Annotated in this window: 19 protein-coding genes; 11 read left to right on the top strand and 8 right to left on the bottom strand. The window is 70.3% G+C overall.

All coding sequences use genetic code 11. The features are described 5' to 3' along the window. Positions 1-25 precede the first annotated feature (25 nt). Entirely contained in the window at positions 26-496 is a 471-nt protein-coding gene (locus tag AC1RN5_RS14410; protein ID WP_493041837.1) for an Hsp20/alpha crystallin family protein, read from the top strand. Here AC1RN5_RS14410 and AC1RN5_RS14405 read toward each other — a convergent pair. Next, positions 480-1,496 (bottom strand): hypothetical protein, encoded by a 1,017-nt coding sequence (locus tag AC1RN5_RS14405; protein WP_493041836.1) that lies wholly within the window; start codon positions 1,494-1,496, stop codon positions 480-482. The two genes, AC1RN5_RS14410 and AC1RN5_RS14405, sit on opposite strands and share 17 nt — an antisense overlap. Before the next feature lie 141 nt (positions 1,497-1,637). Between AC1RN5_RS14405 and AC1RN5_RS14400 the strand changes: the two genes are divergently transcribed. Continuing rightward, a complete protein-coding gene (locus AC1RN5_RS14400) occupies positions 1,638-2,891 on the top strand; it encodes an adenosylmethionine--8-amino-7-oxononanoate transaminase (protein WP_493041835.1) in 1,254 nt (417 codons plus the stop codon). 48 nt (positions 2,892-2,939) lie between these two features. Here the strand turns inward: AC1RN5_RS14400 and AC1RN5_RS14395 are convergent, their stop codons facing one another. The 3 genes from AC1RN5_RS14395 to AC1RN5_RS14385 all read right to left on the bottom strand — a co-directional run bounded on the left by AC1RN5_RS14395 (position 2,940) and on the right by AC1RN5_RS14385 (position 5,957). Next, a complete protein-coding gene (locus AC1RN5_RS14395; RefSeq protein ID WP_493041834.1) occupies positions 2,940-3,872 on the bottom strand; it encodes an alpha/beta hydrolase in 933 nt (310 codons plus the stop codon). Between the two features lie 17 nt (positions 3,873-3,889). Continuing rightward, positions 3,890-5,425, bottom strand: coding sequence for a long-chain-fatty-acid--CoA ligase (locus AC1RN5_RS14390; RefSeq protein ID WP_493041833.1), 1,536 nt, complete (start codon positions 5,423-5,425; stop codon positions 3,890-3,892). Positions 5,426-5,516: 91 nt separating this feature from the next. Next, a complete protein-coding gene (locus tag AC1RN5_RS14385) occupies positions 5,517-5,957 on the bottom strand; it encodes a tautomerase family protein (protein WP_493041831.1) in 441 nt (146 codons plus the stop codon). A gap of 113 nt (positions 5,958-6,070) precedes the next feature. Here AC1RN5_RS14385 and AC1RN5_RS14380 point away from each other — a divergent pair, with 113 nt between their 5' ends. Beyond that, positions 6,071-6,631, top strand: coding sequence for a TetR/AcrR family transcriptional regulator (locus tag AC1RN5_RS14380; protein WP_493041830.1), 561 nt, complete (start codon positions 6,071-6,073; stop codon positions 6,629-6,631). Positions 6,632-6,688: 57 nt separating this feature from the next. Here AC1RN5_RS14380 and AC1RN5_RS14375 read toward each other — a convergent pair whose 3' ends face one another. The 3 genes from AC1RN5_RS14375 to AC1RN5_RS14365 all read right to left on the bottom strand — a co-directional run bounded on the left by AC1RN5_RS14375 (position 6,689) and on the right by AC1RN5_RS14365 (position 9,834). After that, the gene (locus tag AC1RN5_RS14375) at positions 6,689-8,128 is read right to left on the bottom strand and encodes an aldehyde dehydrogenase family protein (RefSeq protein ID WP_493041829.1); all 1,440 of its coding nucleotides are present in this window, start codon (positions 8,126-8,128) and stop codon (positions 6,689-6,691) included. 133 nt (positions 8,129-8,261) lie between these two features. Then, positions 8,262-9,191: an SMP-30/gluconolactonase/LRE family protein gene (locus tag AC1RN5_RS14370; RefSeq protein WP_493041828.1), complete on the bottom strand. Its 930-nt coding sequence runs from the start codon at positions 9,189-9,191 to the stop codon at positions 8,262-8,264. Positions 9,192-9,255: 64 nt separating this feature from the next. Further along, the gene (locus AC1RN5_RS14365) at positions 9,256-9,834 is read right to left on the bottom strand and encodes a YdcF family protein (protein WP_493041827.1); all 579 of its coding nucleotides are present in this window, start codon (positions 9,832-9,834) and stop codon (positions 9,256-9,258) included. Positions 9,835-10,053: 219 nt separating this feature from the next. Here AC1RN5_RS14365 and AC1RN5_RS14360 point away from each other — a divergent pair, with 219 nt between their 5' ends. From AC1RN5_RS14360 to AC1RN5_RS14340, 5 genes are all read left to right on the top strand, one after another. Next, on the top strand, positions 10,054-10,788 hold the full coding sequence (locus AC1RN5_RS14360; RefSeq protein ID WP_493041826.1) for an SDR family oxidoreductase: 735 nt from the start codon (positions 10,054-10,056) through the stop codon (positions 10,786-10,788). Positions 10,789-10,871: 83 nt separating this feature from the next. Further along, positions 10,872-11,219, top strand: coding sequence for a dihydroneopterin aldolase (gene folB / locus AC1RN5_RS14355; RefSeq protein ID WP_493042142.1), 348 nt, complete (start codon positions 10,872-10,874; stop codon positions 11,217-11,219). 3 nt (positions 11,220-11,222) lie between these two features. Further along, positions 11,223-11,732 (top strand): hypothetical protein, encoded by a 510-nt coding sequence (locus AC1RN5_RS14350; RefSeq protein ID WP_493041825.1) that lies wholly within the window; start codon positions 11,223-11,225, stop codon positions 11,730-11,732. Positions 11,733-11,794: 62 nt separating this feature from the next. Further along, on the top strand, positions 11,795-12,199 hold the full coding sequence (locus AC1RN5_RS14345; RefSeq protein ID WP_493041824.1) for a DUF4870 family protein: 405 nt from the start codon (positions 11,795-11,797) through the stop codon (positions 12,197-12,199). Between the two features lie 146 nt (positions 12,200-12,345). Next, positions 12,346-13,338 carry a tetratricopeptide repeat protein gene (locus tag AC1RN5_RS14340; protein WP_493041822.1) on the top strand — a complete coding sequence of 331 codons (993 nt, stop codon included), beginning with the start codon at positions 12,346-12,348 and terminating at the stop codon, positions 13,336-13,338. A gap of 34 nt (positions 13,339-13,372) precedes the next feature. Here the strand turns inward: AC1RN5_RS14340 and AC1RN5_RS14335 are convergent, their stop codons facing one another. Next, positions 13,373-14,260: a branched-chain amino acid aminotransferase gene (locus AC1RN5_RS14335; protein ID WP_493041821.1), complete on the bottom strand. Its 888-nt coding sequence runs from the start codon at positions 14,258-14,260 to the stop codon at positions 13,373-13,375. Positions 14,261-14,337: 77 nt separating this feature from the next. Between AC1RN5_RS14335 and AC1RN5_RS14330 the strand changes: the two genes are divergently transcribed. The 3 genes from AC1RN5_RS14330 to AC1RN5_RS14320 are packed head-to-tail and all read left to right on the top strand — an operon-like array spanning position 14,338 to position 16,876. Continuing rightward, the gene (locus AC1RN5_RS14330; protein WP_493041819.1) at positions 14,338-14,817 is read left to right on the top strand and encodes a MarR family winged helix-turn-helix transcriptional regulator; all 480 of its coding nucleotides are present in this window, start codon (positions 14,338-14,340) and stop codon (positions 14,815-14,817) included. A gap of 5 nt (positions 14,818-14,822) precedes the next feature. Beyond that, positions 14,823-15,530: a response regulator gene (locus tag AC1RN5_RS14325; RefSeq protein ID WP_493042141.1), complete on the top strand. Its 708-nt coding sequence runs from the start codon at positions 14,823-14,825 to the stop codon at positions 15,528-15,530. Next, entirely contained in the window at positions 15,530-16,876 is a 1,347-nt protein-coding gene (locus AC1RN5_RS14320) for an ATP-binding protein (RefSeq protein WP_493041818.1), read from the top strand. Before AC1RN5_RS14325 ends, AC1RN5_RS14320 begins: the two co-directional genes overlap by 1 nt. Positions 16,877-16,917 lie beyond the last annotated feature (41 nt).

The following is a 16,917-nucleotide window of genomic DNA, read 5'->3' as shown; positions in this document are numbered from 1 at the left end:
TCAACCCCCAGAGCGGAGACTTCCCATGAGCGTCCCGACCCCCTCCAACCAGTTCCTGCCCAACCTGCAGCGTTCGGCCACCACCCTGTTCACGCCGGTGCAGCGCGAACTCGACCGCATCTTCGACCAGCTCGGCGCGGGCTGGAGCAGTCTGGCCGAGGTCGGCCTGACCCCGCGCATGGACCTGGTGGAAACCAAGGACGCCCTGGAGCTGACCTTCGAACTGCCCGGCCTCAAGGAAGGCGACGTGAAGATCGCCGTCGAGGACGGCCTGCTGACCGTCAGCGGCGAGAAGAGGGCCGAGACCGAGACCAAGGACCGCAACCAGCGGGTCGTGGAGCGGAGCTACGGCGCCTTCGAGCGGGTGGTCAGCCTGCCGCGCAATGTCGATGCGGCCGCCATCAAGGCGACCCTGGCCGACGGCGTGCTGAAGGTCGTCGCCCCCAAGACCCCGGGCGCCGAGGCCCGGACGATCGAGGTCAAGCCGGGCAAGTAGGCGCGACGGCGTCCTCGGCCCGGCCGATCAGATCGGGGCTCGGCCCGACCCCCAGTTCGGCCAGCCGGGTCAGAAAGGCCATGGACAGGTCGGCGGACTCCCGCATGCCTGCGGCGATGTCCGGCCGCGCCACCACCGCCGTCGGGACCAGCAGTCCCCCCGAGACCTTGGCCGCCAGCCCCATGTCGATCAGCCGCTGGACGTGCCGGCGGGTGGTCTCGTAGGGCAGCATCAGGGACTTGGCGACGGCGTAGACGCTGATGGGCTGGCGCTGGGAGTCGTCGGGGGGCGGCGCCGCCAGGCTGGCGTAGGTGGCCGCCAGGCCCGGGTCGACGGTGACGTTGTTGACGTTGAACATCGAGATGGCGCGCATGACCATGGCGTCCAGGGGGTCGCCCTGGATGGTCCGGGCCATGGTCAGCAGCACCTCGAGGAAGTTGTGCACCCCCAGACGCATCACCTGCCGGCTGACGTCGCCGGCGGGGGGTTCGGCCGGCGGCGGCGGGACGATCCCGGCGCGGGCCGCGGCGTTCACGAAGTCCTGGGTCCCCTGCCAGTACGCGACGACGGCGGCCAGGGTCTCGGGCCGGGCCAGGGCGTTGTTGGGGACGATCAGACCGCCGTCGACGGCCTGGCAGACCCCGCCCTTGCGAAGCTTCAGCGCGTGGCGGCGCACCGTCTCATAGGGAAGGCCCAGCTCCTTGGCGACGGCGTAGACGCTGACCGGAACACGCTCGGAGTCGGGTGGGATGGCGTCGATCGCGCCGTAGGACAGGGCCCGTTCGCGATCCAGGGTCAGGTCCCGCAGGTTGGCCCGGGCGATGGACAGGAAGGTCAGGGCGGTCACCAGGTCGCGGTCGACGGCCACGGCGATCAGGCGGGCGGTATTGAGGAAATGCTGGCCGGCCAGACGAAAGAGCTGGCGGCGCTGGTCGAGGATCAGTTCCGGCAGGTCTCCCCGGAACGTCGGATCGTTGGGCGGGTGAATCATCGGGGCCACGATAGAGATCGTGGGAAAAGAAAAACATAACCGGGGTATTCAGGGTCGTGGCCTGCGCCCCTAGGTCGCAGGCGGCTCCGGCGTGGCGCGAGCGCGCCAACCGCCCTATGCAGGCGCTCCGAGCCCACGGAGACGATCCCCATGACCAGCTGGCTGACCGACGGCGCGCCCCATGTCTGGCGCCCCTACTGCCAGATGAAGACCGCGCCCGCGCCCCTGGCCGTGGCCCGCACCCACGGGGCGCGGATCGTGCTGGAGGACGGACGCGAGCTGGTGGACGGCATCGCCAGTTGGTGGACCGCCTGCCACGGCTACAACCACCCGCATATCGCTGCGGCCATCCGCGCGCAGTTGGAGAAGGCGCCGCATGTGATGTTCGGCGGTCTGGCCCATGAGCCGGCCTACCGGCTGGCGAGCCGGCTGGCGGCCCTGCTGCCGGGGGACCTGAACCACGTCTTCTTCGCCGAGAGCGGTTCGGTGGCGGTCGAGATCTCGATGAAGATGGCCCTGCAGTACTGGATCAACCGGGGCGTCGCGGGGCGGACGAAGTTCGTCAGCTTCCTGGGCGGCTATCACGGCGACACGCTCGCCACGATGACCATCTGCGACCCCGAGGAGGGGATGCATGGCCTGTTCGCCGGCGTCATGCCGGCCCAGCACGTCGTCGCCCTGCCCCACGACGCCGACAGCGAGGCGGCCCTGGACGCCCTGCTAACCCAGAGGGGGCCCGAGATCGCCGCCCTGATCGTCGAGCCCCGGGTGCAGGGGGCCGGCGGCATGTTGCTGCACGACGACGGCGTGCTGGCGACGCTCCGGCGGCTGGCCGACAAGCATGGCCTGCTGCTGATCTTCGACGAGATCTTCACCGGCTTCGGGCGGACCGGGGACCTGTTCGCCTGTACGGGCTCCGGCGTGGTCCCCGACATCGTGACGCTGTCCAAGGCGCTCACCGGCGGCACCCTGCCCCTGTCGGCGGCCATCGCCAGCGACAAGGTGTTCGAGGCCTTCTGGTCCGACGACGCCGGGGCGGCCCTGATGCACGGGCCCACCTACATGGCCAATCCCCTGGCCTGCGCGGCGGCCAACGCCTCCCTCGACCTGTTCGAGAGCGGCGCCTGGAAGGCCGATGTGGCGCGGATCAATGCGGCCCTGGCCCAGGGGCTGGAACCCTGCCGCGCCGCGCCGGGCGTGGTGGACGTGCGCACCCTGGGCGCCATCGGGGTGGTGGAGTTCGCCGAGGCCGTGGACGCCGGCGTCCTGTGCGCCCGGTTCGTGGAGCTGGGCTGCTGGATCCGCCCGATGGGCAAGGTGGTCTATCTGACCCCGCCCTTCGTGACCTCGGACGCGGAGCTGGAGCGGTTGACCGGGGCGATCTGTCGGGTGGTGGGCGGCTAGCCGCGCCCCCTCCTCTCCCCCTCTTGCGGGGGAGAGGAGAAGAGGTCCCTAGGCCAGGGCCGCCTTCAGGGCGTCGGCCGTCTCGTGGGCGGCGGCGTCGATGGCGGGGGAGACGTCGCCCATGATCAGGAAGTCGTGGACCATGTCCGGATATTCCCGGTGGGTCGCCTTGACCCCGGCGGCGTTGAGGCGGGCGGCGAAGTCGCGGCCCTCGTCCTTGAGGGGATCATAGCCGGCGGTGACCACCAGGGCGGGCGGGGTCCCGGCGACGTCGGCGCGGCCCAGCATGGCGCGGTGGGCCTGGGGGTGGCCGATGGCGGCCAGGCACTTATCGAACCAGGCGATAGCGGCCTTGGTGAGCACCGGGCCGTCGAGGTCCTTGCGCGACTGGGTCTCCTCATCGGGCCAGATGCCCGGATAGAGCAGCAGCTGGAAGGCGATCTTCCGTTTCGGATCGTTCTTCATGTCGACGCTGATGGAGGCGGCCAGGTTGCCGCCGGCCGAGCAGCCGCCCACGGCGATGCGGGTGGGATCGACGCCGATCTCGGCGGCGTGGTCGAAGGCCCACTTCGTGGCGGCCAGGCAGTCGTCGTGGCCCGCCGGGAAGGGGTGCTCGGGGGCCAGGCGGTAGTCGATGGCCAGGACCCGGATGCCCGCATAGGCGGCCATGCGGCGGCAGTGGCCGTCATGGGTCTCCAGGTCGCCGATGGCGAAGCCGCCGCCGTGATAATAGACCAGCAGCGGGGTGACGGCCGGGGCGCCCGCCGGAACGTACAGTCGGGCCGGGATCGGTCCCTCGGCGCCGTCCACCTTGATGTCGGTGGCGGTGACGTCCTTCGGCGCGTTCAGGTTCTGGGCCTGGCGCTGCATGCGGTAGCCGGCGCGGATCATCTCCGGCGGGATGGCGTCCAGCGGCGGGGCGGTCTGGCCCGCGGCCGCGGCGTCGGCGGCGTCGAGCATGGCTTTGATGTGCGGATCCATGGGTCTCTTTCCTTGAGCTAGCCGACCTGGCGGTCGCGGCCTTCCCAGTAGGGTGCGCGCAGTTCACGGCGCAGCACCTTGCCGGAGGGGTTTCGGGGCAGGACGCCGACGAAGTCGACGCTCTTGGGCACCTTGTAGCCGGCGATCAGCGGCCGGCAGTGGGCGATGAGGTCGGCCGGGCCGGCGGCCGCGCCGGGGCGCAGCACCACCATCGCCTTCACCGCCTCGCCCCAGCGCGCGTCGGGCACGCCCACCACGGCGGCGTCGGCGACATCGGGATGGGAGAACAGGGCGTTCTCCACCTCGGCCGGATAGACGTTCTCGCCGCCGGTGACGATCATGTCCTTCACCCGGTCGTGGATGAACAGGTAGCCGTCGGCGTCGAAGAAGCCGGCGTCGCCCGAGCGGAACCAGCCCTGGGCGTCGATGGCCTGGGCGGTGGCGTCGGGTCGGTTCCAGTAGCCCTTCATGACGCCCGGCGAGCGGATCTCGATCTCGCCCACCTCGCCGGTCTCGGCCTCGCGGCCGTCGAGGCGGATGCGCACCTCGTAGCCCGGCGAGGGCTTGCCGCAGGCGCGCAGCTTGCCAAGCCGGGGATCGTGGTCGTCGGGGGGCAGGTAGGCGCCGCCGCCGATGGTCTCGGTCAGGCCGTAGAGCTGGGAGAAGTCCGAACCGAAGCGGTCCTGGGCGCGCTTGAGCACCTCCTCGGAGATCGGCGAGGCGCCGTAATAGACGTGATCGAGGGTGGTGAGGTCGGCGTCCGCCATGGCCGGATGCTGCAGCAGCATGTTGATCAGGGCCGGGGCCAGGAAGGCGTGGGCGATCCCGTGCTCGCCGATCAGCGAGAGCAGCAGGGCCGGATCGACCTCGCGCATGACCACCGTCCGGGCGCCCTGCAGCAGGGCCAGCATGCCCAGATTGGCGCCGGCCACGTGGAACAGGGGCATGGCCACCAGCACCCCGTCGCCCGGCTCGAAGCGGGCCCAGACCTTGGTCGCCCCATCGAAACAGTGGGCGTAGTTGGTCTCGGTGAGCTGGACGCCCTTGGGCAGGCCGGTGGTGCCGGAGGTGTAGAGCTGGATGACGTCGTCGTCGGGCAGGGGCGCGAGATGGGGATCGGTCACCGGCTGATCCGCCAGCCAGGCGCGGAAGGCCTCGCCGAACACCACGGTGGTGTCGAGGTCCGGCAGGTCGAGGCCGGCCAGCAGGGCGGCGTAGTCGGGGCCCACCACCACCAGCCGGCAGCCGGCGTCCTTGAGGATGAACTCCACCTCCGGCGGCGCGAGACGCCAGTTCACCGGCGTCAGGCAGACGCGCGCCTTCAGGCAGCCGAACCAGAGGACGAAGAAGTCGTCATTGCCCTTCGATAGGGTCCCGATGCGGTCGCCCGGCCGGGCCCCGGCGGCGATCAGGGCCTGGGCGCACTGGGACGAGAGGCTGTCGAACTCGGCATAGGTCGTGGCGCGGCCCTCGAACCACAGGGCCTGGGCGTCAGGCCGCACGCGTCGGTGATGACGCGCGACGTCGGCCACGCACGAGATGTCCTGGGACATCGATCCTCCCGGCTCGCCGGCCCCTCGAGACGGGGGCCCGGCCCATCTGAATTCGCACCAGATGGCCGGGATGGCAACGGGCGACGCCGCGTCAGGCGGGACTCGCCGCCGGGGGATCGTAGGGGGTGGCCTTGTTCTCGGCGATCCAGCGCGCCTCGGCCTCCGAATTGGCCGGCGGCGGCCGCAGGCCCTGGATGGACCAGAGGTCGAAGGGGGTCTCGTCGATGTGGAACTCCCAGTCGAAGCCACGGTCGCGAATGAAGGGCGCGAGGACCTCGTCGCAGGCCTTGATCCACCAGGCCTTGGCCTCCGGGGTCGGCAGGGTGCGGGCGATGTGATCGACCCAGATGCGCACGAACTTCTCCGCCGGTTCGCCGCCGACGAAGAAGGAGTCCGCCGGCACCGCCTGGAACACGACGCCGACATAGAACCTGGGCAGGCGGCTGTAGAGGGCGGTGATCGCCTGGGACAAGGCCTGCTTGTCCGCCGCCGAGAAGGCGCCTTCGGGGTGGTAGATCTTCCAGAGCGGCATGGGTCCCTCCATTTCCAATGATGATGATCGTCATCATAGATGCGGAGCGGCGGATTGATCAAGCCCCGTCGGGGTTCTATTGATGACGCCCGTAAGCAAAGAAGGAGTCCGCCATGCGCATCAGCCGCGAGCAGGCGCAGGAGAACCACGACAAGGTGGTGACCACGGCGGCGAAGCTGTTCCGCGAGCGGGGCTTCGAGGGGCTGGCGGTGGGCGACCTGATGAAGGCCGCGGGCTTCACCCACGGCGGCTTCTACAACCACTTCAATTCCAAGGAGGCGCTGGCGGCCGAGGCCCTGGACCAGGCCTTCCGCCAGATGGACGACCAGCGGGCGCGGGTTGAGGATCTGGACGACCTGCTGGCCCAGTACCTGTCGGAGGCCGCGCGCCGGGCGCCGGGCCGCGCCTGCCCGGCCGCCGCCCTGGCCGGGGACGTGGCGCGTCAGGGCGAGCCTGTGAAGCAGGTCTTCGCCGAGGGCTTCGAGCGGATGGTGGAATCGATGGCGGCCCGCCTGCCCGATGGGCCGGAAGCGCGGGCGCAGGCCATCGCCCTGCTGGCGCGCATGGTGGGCGCGCTGGCTCTCGCGAGGGCGATGCCGGAGTCGTCTGAACTGGGTCGGGAGGTGCTGGCCGCGGCCCTGGAGGGCTGCCGGAAGGACGCCGCGCGCGCCTAGGCCGAGGCGAACCAAAACCCCCGAGGCGCGGACGCCCCGGGGGTCTGTAGGGTCGGACTATTCGGCGGCCGGCTTCGGCGCGTAGCCGAGGATGGCCTTGGTCTCCAGGAACTCGTGGAAGGCGAAGTCGCCCCACTCGCGCCCGTTGCCGCTCATCTTGTAGCCGCCGAAGGGGGCCATCATGTCGCCGCCGCCGCCGTTGATCGACACCTGACCGGCGCGCAGCTTGCGGGCCACGCCGCGGGCCTTTTCGAGGTCCTCGGCCTGCACATAGGCGGCCAGGCCGTACTCGGTGTCGTTGCCGATCTCGATGGCCTGGTCGAGGGTGTCATAGCCAAGGATCGACAGCACGGGGCCGAAGATCTCTTCCTTGGCGATGGTCATCTCGTTGTTCACGTTGGCGAAGACGGTGGGCTTCACATAGTAGCCCTTGTCCAGGCCTTCCGGACGGCCGACGCCGCCGGCCACCAGGGTCGCGCCCTCGTCGATGCCGGCCTGGATCAGCTTCTGGATCTTGTTGAACTGCACCTCGGAGACCACCGGGCCGAGCTGGGCGTTGCCGTTGGGGTCGCCGACGGTGACCTGGCTGGCGGCTTCGCGGGCCACGGTGATGGCCTCGTCCATGCGGGTCTTGGGGACCAGCATGCGGGTCGGCGCGTTACAGGACTGACCGGAGTTGGTCATCATGGTGGCCACGCCGCGGGCGACGCCCTTGGCGAAGGCGCTATCGTCCAGGACGATGTTGGGGCTCTTGCCGCCCAGTTCCTGGGCCACGCGCTTGACGGTCGGAGCGGCGTTCTTGGCCACCTCGATGCCGGCGCGGGTCGAACCGGTGAAGGAGACCATGTCCACTTCCGGGTGGCTGGAGAGCGGGACGCCGACGCCGAGGCCGTCGCCGTGCACCAGGTTGAAGACGCCGGCGGGAACGCCCGCGGCATGCATGATCTCGGCGAAGATCTGGCCGGAGAACGGGGCCACTTCCGAGGGCTTCAGGACCATGGTGCAGCCCGTCGCGATGGCCGGGGCCACCTTGCAGACGATCTGGTTCAGGGGCCAGTTCCAGGGGGTGATGAAGCCGCAGACGCCGATCGGCTCCTTCACCAGCAGGGTCGGACCGCGGTCCTCCTCGAACTTGAAGGTCTTGAGCACTTCCACGGCGGTGGCCAGGTGGCCCATGCCGATCGGAACCTGGGCGCGCTGGGCGAGGTTGGCGGGGGCGCCCATCTCCTCGGTCACGGCGACGGCCAGGTCGCCGAAGCGCTTCTGGTATTCGGCCAGGATGCGGCCCAGGACTTCCAGGCGCTCCTCGCGGGTGGTCTGGCTCCAGGCCGGGAAGGCCTTGCGGGCGGCCATGACGGCCTTGTCGACGTCGGCGGCGGCGCCGAGCGCGATCTTGCCGCAGACTTCCTCGGTGGCGGGGTTGATGACGTCGAGGGTCTTCTTCTCGGCCGGTTCGACCCACTCGCCGTTGATGTAGAACTTCAGGTACTCGCGCATGGGCGTCCTCCCGGGATTTCGTTGATGGCTCGCCGGCGGGCGTCACCGCCGGACTTCAAACAAGCATTTTAGTGATCGTTGATCACTGGGGAAGCCCCCAATGCCGTATTCCGCAAGGGCACGGGGGTGAATCTTACTGGTGGGCGTGCGGCTGGCCGGCCACCGGGCTGCGCCCCTTGAGGACGTAACCCGCGCGGATGGAGCCGATATAGAGGTCCTTCAGATCGGGGCCGCCCCAGGTGATGTTGGTGGGGTGGTTGACGATCTCGCCCGACAGATCGTGGATCACGGTGACGACTTCAAGGCTGGGCGTGATGGCCACCACCTTGTTGGCGGCCGGCAGGCAGACCCAGAGGTTGCCCTCGGCGTCCATGCCCACCCCGTCGGTATAGCCGAGGTCGGCGGCCTCGGGCGCCGGCTGGCCGGGCTGCTGGAGTTTTCCCAGGACCGGGCCATAGCGCTTGCCCGCGCCCAGCTTGCCGCCCCGCAGGATCGGGAAGGCCATGACGTCGGCGCCGCTGGTCTGGGCGCAGTAGAGGGTCTGGTCATCGGCCGAGAGCGCCAGGCCGTTGGGGAACTTCAGCCCCTCGGCGACGATGTCGGCCGAGCCGTCGGGGCGCAGGACGAAGATGAAGCCGTCGGGGCGGCCGTCCAGGGCCTGGGGCCAGGTCTCGGCGTGGGTGGAGTTGGCGCACCAGATGTTCCCGGCCCGGTCCAGCACCGGATAGTTGGCGCTGGTCAGGCGCCGGCCGCCCACCTCCGCCACCAGGGTCTCGTGCTTGCCGGTCGCCGGGTCGAAGCGCTGGAGGGGTCCCTCCTCCTTGTCGTAGATGCCGAAGTTGGCGATCAGCACCCGGCCCTGGAGGTCCATATTTACGCCATTGGGGGCGCCGCCCTTGGGCCCCATCCGCTGGAAGGAGCCGTCGGGAAGGATCTCGGCCACCGCGCACTGGTGGTCGGAGGCGAAGACCCGGCCGTCCTTGCCCACCACCACGTCCTCGGGCCGGTCGATGCCGAGCGCGATCTTGGTGAGGCTCGCCGGGGCGATGGCGGTGAGCGGCATGGGGTTTCCTCGCGGGCTTTTCTTTCAGCTTGGGCCCCAGGCGCCGCGCGAGACAAGCCCGATGTCAGGGCAGGTCGGCGATGAAGCCGGCCTCACGGTAGGGCGCGATCTTGCGCCACTCGGCCAGCACCTTGGCCCGCAGCTGCGGGCGATGAGGCCACTCCTCCACGGGGTGTGGGAAATAGTTCACCGGAAACAGCATCTTGCGGACCTGCGGCCAATGGCGCTGCAGGGTCATCAGGTAGCGGGCCGAGGTGCAGACCTTTCCCAGCGCGATCAGCGAGCCGATGTTGGCCAGGCCGATGGCGGCCTCCAGGATCGGCAGGGAGAAGATGACGTTCTCGCCGGTGTTGGCGGCCGCCCGCTCCAGCAGGATGACCTCTTCCGGAACCCCGGCGGCGATCATCAGGTCGGCCAGGACGCGGGCCTCGTCCGCCTCGCCGCCCGGGGTGGGGCCGCCGCTCACCAGGGCGTGGCGGAAATAACCGTCACGCCAGAGCCCGGCCGCCGCCTCGACGAACTCCGTCACCCCATGGCGGGTGCCGAACACGAACAGCAGATCGGCGGGCTCGAGGGGGGTGGTGATCAGATGGTCGCGATTGATCTGGGCGATCAGGGCGTCTGTCAGCTCGTCGTCGCGCACCGGTCCCTCCCTGGTCGGGACGATAGAACCGGCGGTTCGGATCGGCGGCAAATCAAGCCGGGTTACGAACCATGTTGCCCCACCCCTCGCCGCTCGCTAAAGCCGACCGCAACAACCGGAGCTCCGACCATGGTCGCCATCTACACCATCCTCGCCTTCCTCGTCGTCATCGGCGGCCTCAACATCTTCGAGTTCGGCCGCCTGGACTGATCGTCCGCCATGCCGGAGACCACGCGCGGCGCGGCCCTGGTGACCGGGGGCGCGCGGCGGATCGGCCGGGCCCTGGTGCTGGCCTGCGCCCGCGCCGGCTATGATGTCGCCATCCACTGCCGGGCCGTCGACGACGACGCCCAGGCCGCCGCGGCCGATGTCCGCAGCCTGGGCCGCAAGGCCTATCTCCATCCCTGCGACCTGCGCCAGGAGGCGGCCGCCGCCCCCATGGTGGGCGACGTCGAGGCCGAGCTGGGCCCCGTCACCCTGCTGGTGAACTGCGCCTCGGTGTTCGAGGAGGACAGCCTGGCCAGCCTGAACCGGGCCTCCTGGGACGCGCATATGGAGACCAACCTGCGCGCGCCCCTGGTCCTGGCCCAGGCCTTCGCCCGGCGGCTGCCGGCCGACCGCAACGGCCTGATCGTCAACATCCTCGACCAGAGGGTGCTGGCGCCGGGGGCGGACTTCTTCTCCTACACCCTGTCGAAAAGCGCCCTGTGGAGCGCCACCAAGATGCTGGCCCAGGCCCTGGCGCCGCGCATCCGGGTCAACGGCATCGGGCCGGGGCCGACCCTCGCCTCCATCCACCAGGACGCCGCCGCCTTCGCCGCCGAGGTCGCCGCCACGCCCCTGGCCCACGCCGTCGATCCGGCGGAGATCGGCCAGGCCCTGGCCTATCTGATTGACGCAAGGTCGGTGACGGGCCAGATGGTCGCTGTCGATTCCGGTCAGCACCTGACCTGAAGGAGCCCACCTTGGCCCTCTCGCCGATCCAGGAGATTCCCGCCGAAACTCAAGCCAAACCCTTGGCCGCCGGCCGCATCGTCATGACCAAGATCTTCGTCACCGGACTGAAGATCGACGCCCAGATCGGCGTCTATTCCCACGAGAAGGGCAAGGCCCAGCCCCTGGTGGTCGACGTGGAGCTGGATGTCCCGGCCGCCGGCGCCGAGAAGCTGAGCGACACCGTCAATTACGAGATGGTCGGAGAGGCCGCGCGCGCCATCGCCGCCGAGGGTCATATCGGCCTTGTGGAGGCCTTCGCCGAACGCCTGGCGCGGGCCTGCCTGGCCGATCCCCGGGTGACGCGGGCGCGGGTACGGGTCGAAAAGCCCCTGGCGCTGGCCCCCCACGCCGCGGCCGCCGGCGTCGAGATCACGGTCGTCCGCGGCTAAGCCATGGCCATCTCCCACAGCGCCCGGCTCTCGCCCCTGCAGGGCGAGACCGTGTGGACGCTGGAAGGCGGCGAGATCGTCGAGCGGCGGGGCAGGCGCGAGCGGCGCTACAGCCTGGACAAGCTGCGCAGCCTGAGGAGCGCCGAGGGCGGGGCCATCCTGACCTTCGCCCGCGGGCGGCTGACCATACCGGCCATGAGCTATTCCCGCGGCCTGCGGCCGGAGAACCGCGCCGCCTCCTTCAGCGCCTTCATCGGCGCGGTGGCCGGCACGGCGGCGGTGACCACGCCGGGCGCCCGGTTCCGCAACGCCGGGACGCCGCTGGCCGAGCCGCTGATCTGGGCCATCGGCCTGCTGGGGGCCGGCGCGGTGGCCCTGCTGCTGTTCGCCGCCACGGCCGGCGCCTGGACCCTGGGGGTGGCGCTCGCCGCCCGCCTGGTCTTCGTGCTGATCCTGGCGGCCGGCGCCCTGCCGTGGCTCAATCGCGCCGACCAGAACATGGACGCGAATTAAACTGGCGCCGGCCGGAAACAGGGCCACATGATCCTCAGAGACGAGACGAAGAGGAGCCCGTCATGAGTGATCGCGTGGATATCGGCAGTTCCGGCCTGGCCGAAGACAAGACCCTGCCGGTGGTGTCCTATGTGCTTTACCTGCTGACCTTCGCCAGCGGGTTCACCGTGTTCATCGGGCTGATCATCGCCTATGCGAACCGCGCCACGGCGGGCCCGAAGATGGAGAGCCACTACACCTTCCTGATCCGCACCTTCTGGCTGTCGATCGGATGGTTCCTGATCGGCGGGGCGCTCTGCCTGTTCGGCGGGATCTTCTCCCTGATCCTGGTGGGAGTGCCGTTCCTGATGCTGGGAATCTTCATCTGCAGCGTGGTGGGAATCTGGTTCGCGGTCCGCTGCATCCTGGGCCTGATGTACCTGTCGCGGGACGAGGCCTATCCCCGCCCCCTGAACTGGCTGTTTTAGAGGCAGATTCCGCGCGCTTCGCCCAAGAAGCGCGCGGATCGGTCCGATCGTCTCCCCTGCGGGTTGCATCGCCTCGACGCCCGCCGCCTCGGGTCCCGAACCTTCACCGGTCGGCGCCTGGGGGGCGGACGGCCGGGGGAATTCGTATGCTGGGTCGGATCATCGGGATGCTGCTGGGGCTGGCGCTCGGAGGCGTCGCCTACGCCATTCTCACTCCGGGCGGGCTGGAGGGGCGGATTCCCCCGATCCCGCTGGGGGCCTTCGAGACCCTGCGGATGTTCGTGGCCGCCGCCTGCGCGGGCCTGGGGGTCCTGCTGTTCATCGCCGCCCTGATGCCCAAGGGGCCGAGCGGCCCCTCCGGCGGCAAGCGGCGCAAGGGCGGTCCGCCGGTCACCGTCGACTTCACCGCCGATCCGGCGGCGGCCGCCAGCCACGACCACGGCTCCACCCACGCCAGCCATGCGCTAGAAACCGCCGTCGCCGCCGAGGCGGCGGAGCCCGAGATCGTGGCCCTGGCCGAGCCGGCGCCCGAACCGGCGGTCCATTCCGGCGCGCCGCCCGGGGCCCCGGGAGCCTTCGCCGAGGCCAGGCGAGCGCTCCACGACCACACCAGGGCCGAACGCTGGTCAGAAGCCGCCGACATCGTCCGGCGGCTTTCGTCGTTGGCGGGGGACGATCAGGAGCGGCGCATCGCCGCCCAGGACGCCGGGGACTTCGCCCGCGCCCAGGGCCTGACCGACCAGGCCGCCGAGGCCTATGACGAGGCGCTCAGCCTGGCCCGCCAGATCGGCGACCCCGCGGCGCTCGCCGACGCGCTGACCAATGTCGGCGACGTGGCCTATGAGGAGCATCGGCTGGACGGGGCGGTGGACGCCTATGAGGAGGCGCTCGCCCTACGCCGCGGTCTCGTCGAGGCCGTCCCCTCGGACGTCGGCGCCCGCCGCGCCCTGACGCTCGCCCTGGAACGCCTGGCCGACGCCCGCGAGGACCGCGGACACCGGGTGCGGGCGCTGGATCTCTACAGGGAGAGCCTGGACATCTCCGGGGCCCTGGCCTCGGCCGACCCCGTCGCCTTCGGCGAGGACCTGGCCGTCACGCGGCGGCGTCTGGCGGAGCTGGAAGCCAAGGTGATGGTCTGACCACCTCTCCACTCCGCTCATCCCCAGTATCTCTCTAGGCCGCCACCAGCTCGCGGCGGACCATGCGGGCGTAGTCGTCCATCAGGGTCAGGGACAGCTTGCCCGGGGTGAATTTGTACTCACCGATCTCGGAGACCGGGGTCACCTCGGCGGCCGTGCCCACCACGAAGCATTCGGTGAAGGTCGAGAGCTCCTCGGGCTTGATGTGCCGCTCGACGATCTCCACGCCCTTGGACCTGGCCAGCGCGATCACCGACTGGCGCGTGATGCCATTGAGGAAGCAGTCGGGCGTGGGGGTGTGGAGCACCCCGTCCTTGACGAAGAAGACGTTGGAGCCGGTGCTCTCGGCCACGTAGCCGCGGTAGTCGAGCATCATGGCGTCGGTGTAGCCGGCCTTCTCCGCCGCGTGCTTGGAGATGGTGCAGATCATGTAGAGGCCGGTGGCCTTGGCGTGGACCGGCTCGGTCTCCGGCGAGGGGCGCTTGTACTTGGCCCAGCACATGCGGATGCCCTTGGCGCGTTCCTCGGGCTTGAAGTAGCTGGGCCAATCCCAGACGGCGATGGCCACGTGGATCTTGGTGTTCTGGGCCGAGACCCCGATCATCTCCGAGCCGCGCCAGGCGATGGGCCGCAGATAGGCGTCGGTGAGACCGTTCTTGGCGCAGGTGTCCTTGCAGGCCTGATCGATCTCGGCCACCGTGAACGGGATTTCGAAGTCGAGGATCTCCGCCGACTTGAACAGACGCTCGGTATGCTCGGTCAGCTTGTAGATCTCCCCGCCATACATCCGCTCGCCTTCGAACACCGCCGAGGCGTAGTGGAGACCATGGGTCAGTACGTGCACCTTCGCCTCGCGCCAGGGCGTGAACTGGCCGTCGAGCCAGATCCATCCGTCGCGGTCGTCGAAGGGAACGAGAGACATGGGAAGGAGACCTCCTATGGGGAACGCCTCCTTACAGACCTCCGCGCCTGCGACGTCAAACAAAATGGGACAGGCCGATGAGCGCCGTGGCCGATCCGAGACTGGTGCTGCGCGACGAGGAGCTGGACGCGGGGCTTGAGCTGCTGATGCTGGCGGAGGCCTCCCTGTGGGCCGGGGTGGACGCGGGCCTGGAGGCCGAGGGCGCGGGCCTGGGCCGCTCCCACTGGCGGGCGGCCTTCCTGCTGAAGCGCCGGCCCGGCCTGGGGGTGCAGGAGCTGGCCCACATCACCAGCCTGTCCAAGCAGGCCGCCAGCCGGGTGCTGAGCGACCTGGAGGCCAAGGGCCTGGCGGAAAAGGCCCAGGGCGAGCTGGACGGACGGCGCCGGGCGGTGAGCCTGACGGCGGCCGGCGCGGCCTTCGAGGCCCGCATCGCCGAGCGGCTGCGCGGGCAGCTGGCGCGGGCCTATCGCACCGGCGGACTAGACGGGGTGACCGGAACGCGGCGTATCCTGGCCGCGCTCGCCGGCGGGCGCACCAAGACGGGGACTTTGGGCTGATGGCGATGACCGAGACCCAGGCCGGGGAACGCCACCTGCTGGTGGTGGACGACGACGACCGCATCCGCGAGCTCTTGAAGGAATACCTGGCCCGGGCCGGCTTCCGGGTCACCGCCGCGCCCGGCGGGGCCGCGGCGCGCAGGCTGATGGAGACCCTGGACTTCGACCTGGCGGTGTTCGACGTGATGATGCCCGGCGAGGACGGGTTCTCGCTCACCAAGTGGCTGCGGGAGCGCAAGGGGATCGCCGGCCGCACCCCGGTGCTGATGCTGACCGCCCGCGGCCTGCCGGAGGACCGGATCGAGGGGCTGAAGCTCGGGGCCGACGACTATCTGAACAAGCCCTTCGAGCCCGAGGAGCTGCTGCTGCGCATCGAGGCGATCCTGCGCCGGGCCCAGGGGCGGCCGGGATCGAACGGGGGCGGGCCGATCTCGCTGGGCCGCTGCCGGTTCGACCTGGAGCGCGGGGAGCTCAGCTGCGACGGCGCGCCGGTGCGGCTGACCGAGGCCGAGGTGGCGCTGCTCAAGCGCCTGGCCCGCAGCCCGCACGAGCCGGTGGACCGGCTGGAGCTGGCCCGCGAGACCGTCGACCCCTCCGGCCGGGCGGTGGACGTGCAGGTCACCCGCCTGCGCCGCAAGATCGAGACCGATCCCAAGACCCCGCGCTACCTGCAGACGGTGCGCGGCGTGGGCTATCTGCTGGCGCCCGACTGATGCGCCTGCGGCTGTCGCCCATCCGGATGCAGCGGCTGATCAAGCGCAGCCTGCCGACCACCCTGTTCGGCCGCTCGCTGCTGATCATCATCCTGCCGGTGGCCCTGATGCAGGTGGCCGTGACCTGGGTGTTCTTCGACGCCCACTGGCAGGCGGTGACCAGCCGGCTGTCGGAGGGGCTGGCGGGCGACGTGGCCTGGGCGGTGGAGAGCTATCAGGATGATCCCACCCCGGAGAGCTTCGCCCGCATCGCCGACCGGGCCGAGCGGTCCATGAGCCTGTCGCTGGCCTTCCAGACCGGCCGCACCCTGCCGGTGGGCCGCAGGCCCGCCCTGTTCGCGGTGGTGGACCGCTCCCTGGAAAAGGCCCTGGCCGGCCGCATCGACCAGCCCTTCTGGTTCGATACGACCCGCTATCCGGCCTATGTCGACATCCGGGTGCAGACCCCCCAGGGGGTGATGCGGGTGCTGGCGCCCCGCGACCGGGCCATCGCCACGCAAGGCCACATCTTCGTGCTGTGGATGACCGTGGCGACCCTGCTGCTGACCGCCATCTCCATCCTCTTCATCCGCAACCAGGTGCGCGCCATCGAACGGCTGGCCTCAGCCGCCGACGACTTCGGACGCGGGGTGGAGGTTCCCTTCTTCAAGCCCACCGGCGCGCGCGAGGTGCGCCAGGCCGCCCAGGCCTTCCTGGCCATGAAGGCGCGCATCCAGCGCCACCTGGACCAGCGCACCGCCCTGCTGGCCAGCGTCAGCCACGACCTGCGCACCCCGCTCACCCGCCTGAAGCTGGAGCTGGCCCTGGCCGAGCCCACCAAGCGCACCGGAGAGATGAAGCGCGATCTCTCCGAGATGGAGCACATGATCGACGAGTACCTGGCCTTCGCCCGTGGCGAGGGGGGCGAGGGCGTGGAGATCGTGCGGCTGCGCGGCCTGATCGAGGAGGTCAGCGAGGGCGCGGTGCGGGCCGGCGCGCAGGTCAGCGTCACCGCGCAGGACGACCTCACCGCCAGCGTCCGGCCCAACGCCCTGAAGCGGGCCCTCTCCAACCTGGTGATGAACGCCGCCGTCCATGGCGAGCACATCGTCGTCAACGCCCAGGCCCGGACCGCCGGCGGGGTGGAGATCACGGTGGACGACGACGGGCCGGGCATCCCGGAGGACCGCTACGAGGAGGCCTTCAAGGCCTTTAGCCGGCTGGACGAGTCCCGCAACCAGAACGACAAGGGGGTGGGCCTGGGCCTGGCCATCGCCCGCGACGTGGCCCGCGGCCATGGCGGGGACGTCACCCTGGCCCGCTCGCCGATGGGCGGGCTTCGCGCCATCGTCAGATTGCCGGGATAGGATCATTCAGCTCATGTTCAGGCGATCATGGTTCAGCTTGG

The sequence above is a fragment of the Phenylobacterium sp. GW821-FHT12F10 genome (genome assembly GCF_058806695.1).
The sequence above is the reverse complement of the archived record's forward strand: the minus strand, read 5'-3'. Positions and strand labels throughout refer to the sequence as shown.

Coding starts and splice junctions, on each gene's coding strand:
- AC1RN5_RS14410 (WP_493041837.1), top strand. CDS start 26: ATGAGCGTCCCGACCCCCTCCAACCAGTTCCTGCCCAACCTGCAGCGT.
- AC1RN5_RS14400 (WP_493041835.1), top strand. CDS start 1,638: ATGACCAGCTGGCTGACCGACGGCGCGCCCCATGTCTGGCGCCCCTAC.
- AC1RN5_RS14395 (WP_493041834.1), bottom strand. CDS start 3,872: ATGGATCCGCACATCAAAGCCATGCTCGACGCCGCCGACGCCGCGGCC.
- AC1RN5_RS14390 (WP_493041833.1), bottom strand. CDS start 5,425: ATGTCCCAGGACATCTCGTGCGTGGCCGACGTCGCGCGTCATCACCGA.
- AC1RN5_RS14385 (WP_493041831.1), bottom strand. CDS start 5,957: ATGCCGCTCTGGAAGATCTACCACCCCGAAGGCGCCTTCTCGGCGGCG.
- AC1RN5_RS14380 (WP_493041830.1), top strand. CDS start 6,071: ATGCGCATCAGCCGCGAGCAGGCGCAGGAGAACCACGACAAGGTGGTG.
- AC1RN5_RS14375 (WP_493041829.1), bottom strand. CDS start 8,128: ATGCGCGAGTACCTGAAGTTCTACATCAACGGCGAGTGGGTCGAACCG.
- AC1RN5_RS14370 (WP_493041828.1), bottom strand. CDS start 9,191: ATGCCGCTCACCGCCATCGCCCCGGCGAGCCTCACCAAGATCGCGCTC.
- AC1RN5_RS14360 (WP_493041826.1), top strand. CDS start 10,054: ATGCCGGAGACCACGCGCGGCGCGGCCCTGGTGACCGGGGGCGCGCGG.
- folB (WP_493042142.1), top strand. CDS start 10,872: ATGACCAAGATCTTCGTCACCGGACTGAAGATCGACGCCCAGATCGGC.
- AC1RN5_RS14350 (WP_493041825.1), top strand. CDS start 11,223: ATGGCCATCTCCCACAGCGCCCGGCTCTCGCCCCTGCAGGGCGAGACC.
- AC1RN5_RS14345 (WP_493041824.1), top strand. CDS start 11,795: ATGAGTGATCGCGTGGATATCGGCAGTTCCGGCCTGGCCGAAGACAAG.
- AC1RN5_RS14340 (WP_493041822.1), top strand. CDS start 12,346: ATGCTGGGTCGGATCATCGGGATGCTGCTGGGGCTGGCGCTCGGAGGC.
- AC1RN5_RS14335 (WP_493041821.1), bottom strand. CDS start 14,260: ATGTCTCTCGTTCCCTTCGACGACCGCGACGGATGGATCTGGCTCGAC.
- AC1RN5_RS14330 (WP_493041819.1), top strand. CDS start 14,338: ATGAGCGCCGTGGCCGATCCGAGACTGGTGCTGCGCGACGAGGAGCTG.
- AC1RN5_RS14325 (WP_493042141.1), top strand. CDS start 14,823: ATGACCGAGACCCAGGCCGGGGAACGCCACCTGCTGGTGGTGGACGAC.
- AC1RN5_RS14320 (WP_493041818.1), top strand. CDS start 15,530: ATGCGCCTGCGGCTGTCGCCCATCCGGATGCAGCGGCTGATCAAGCGC.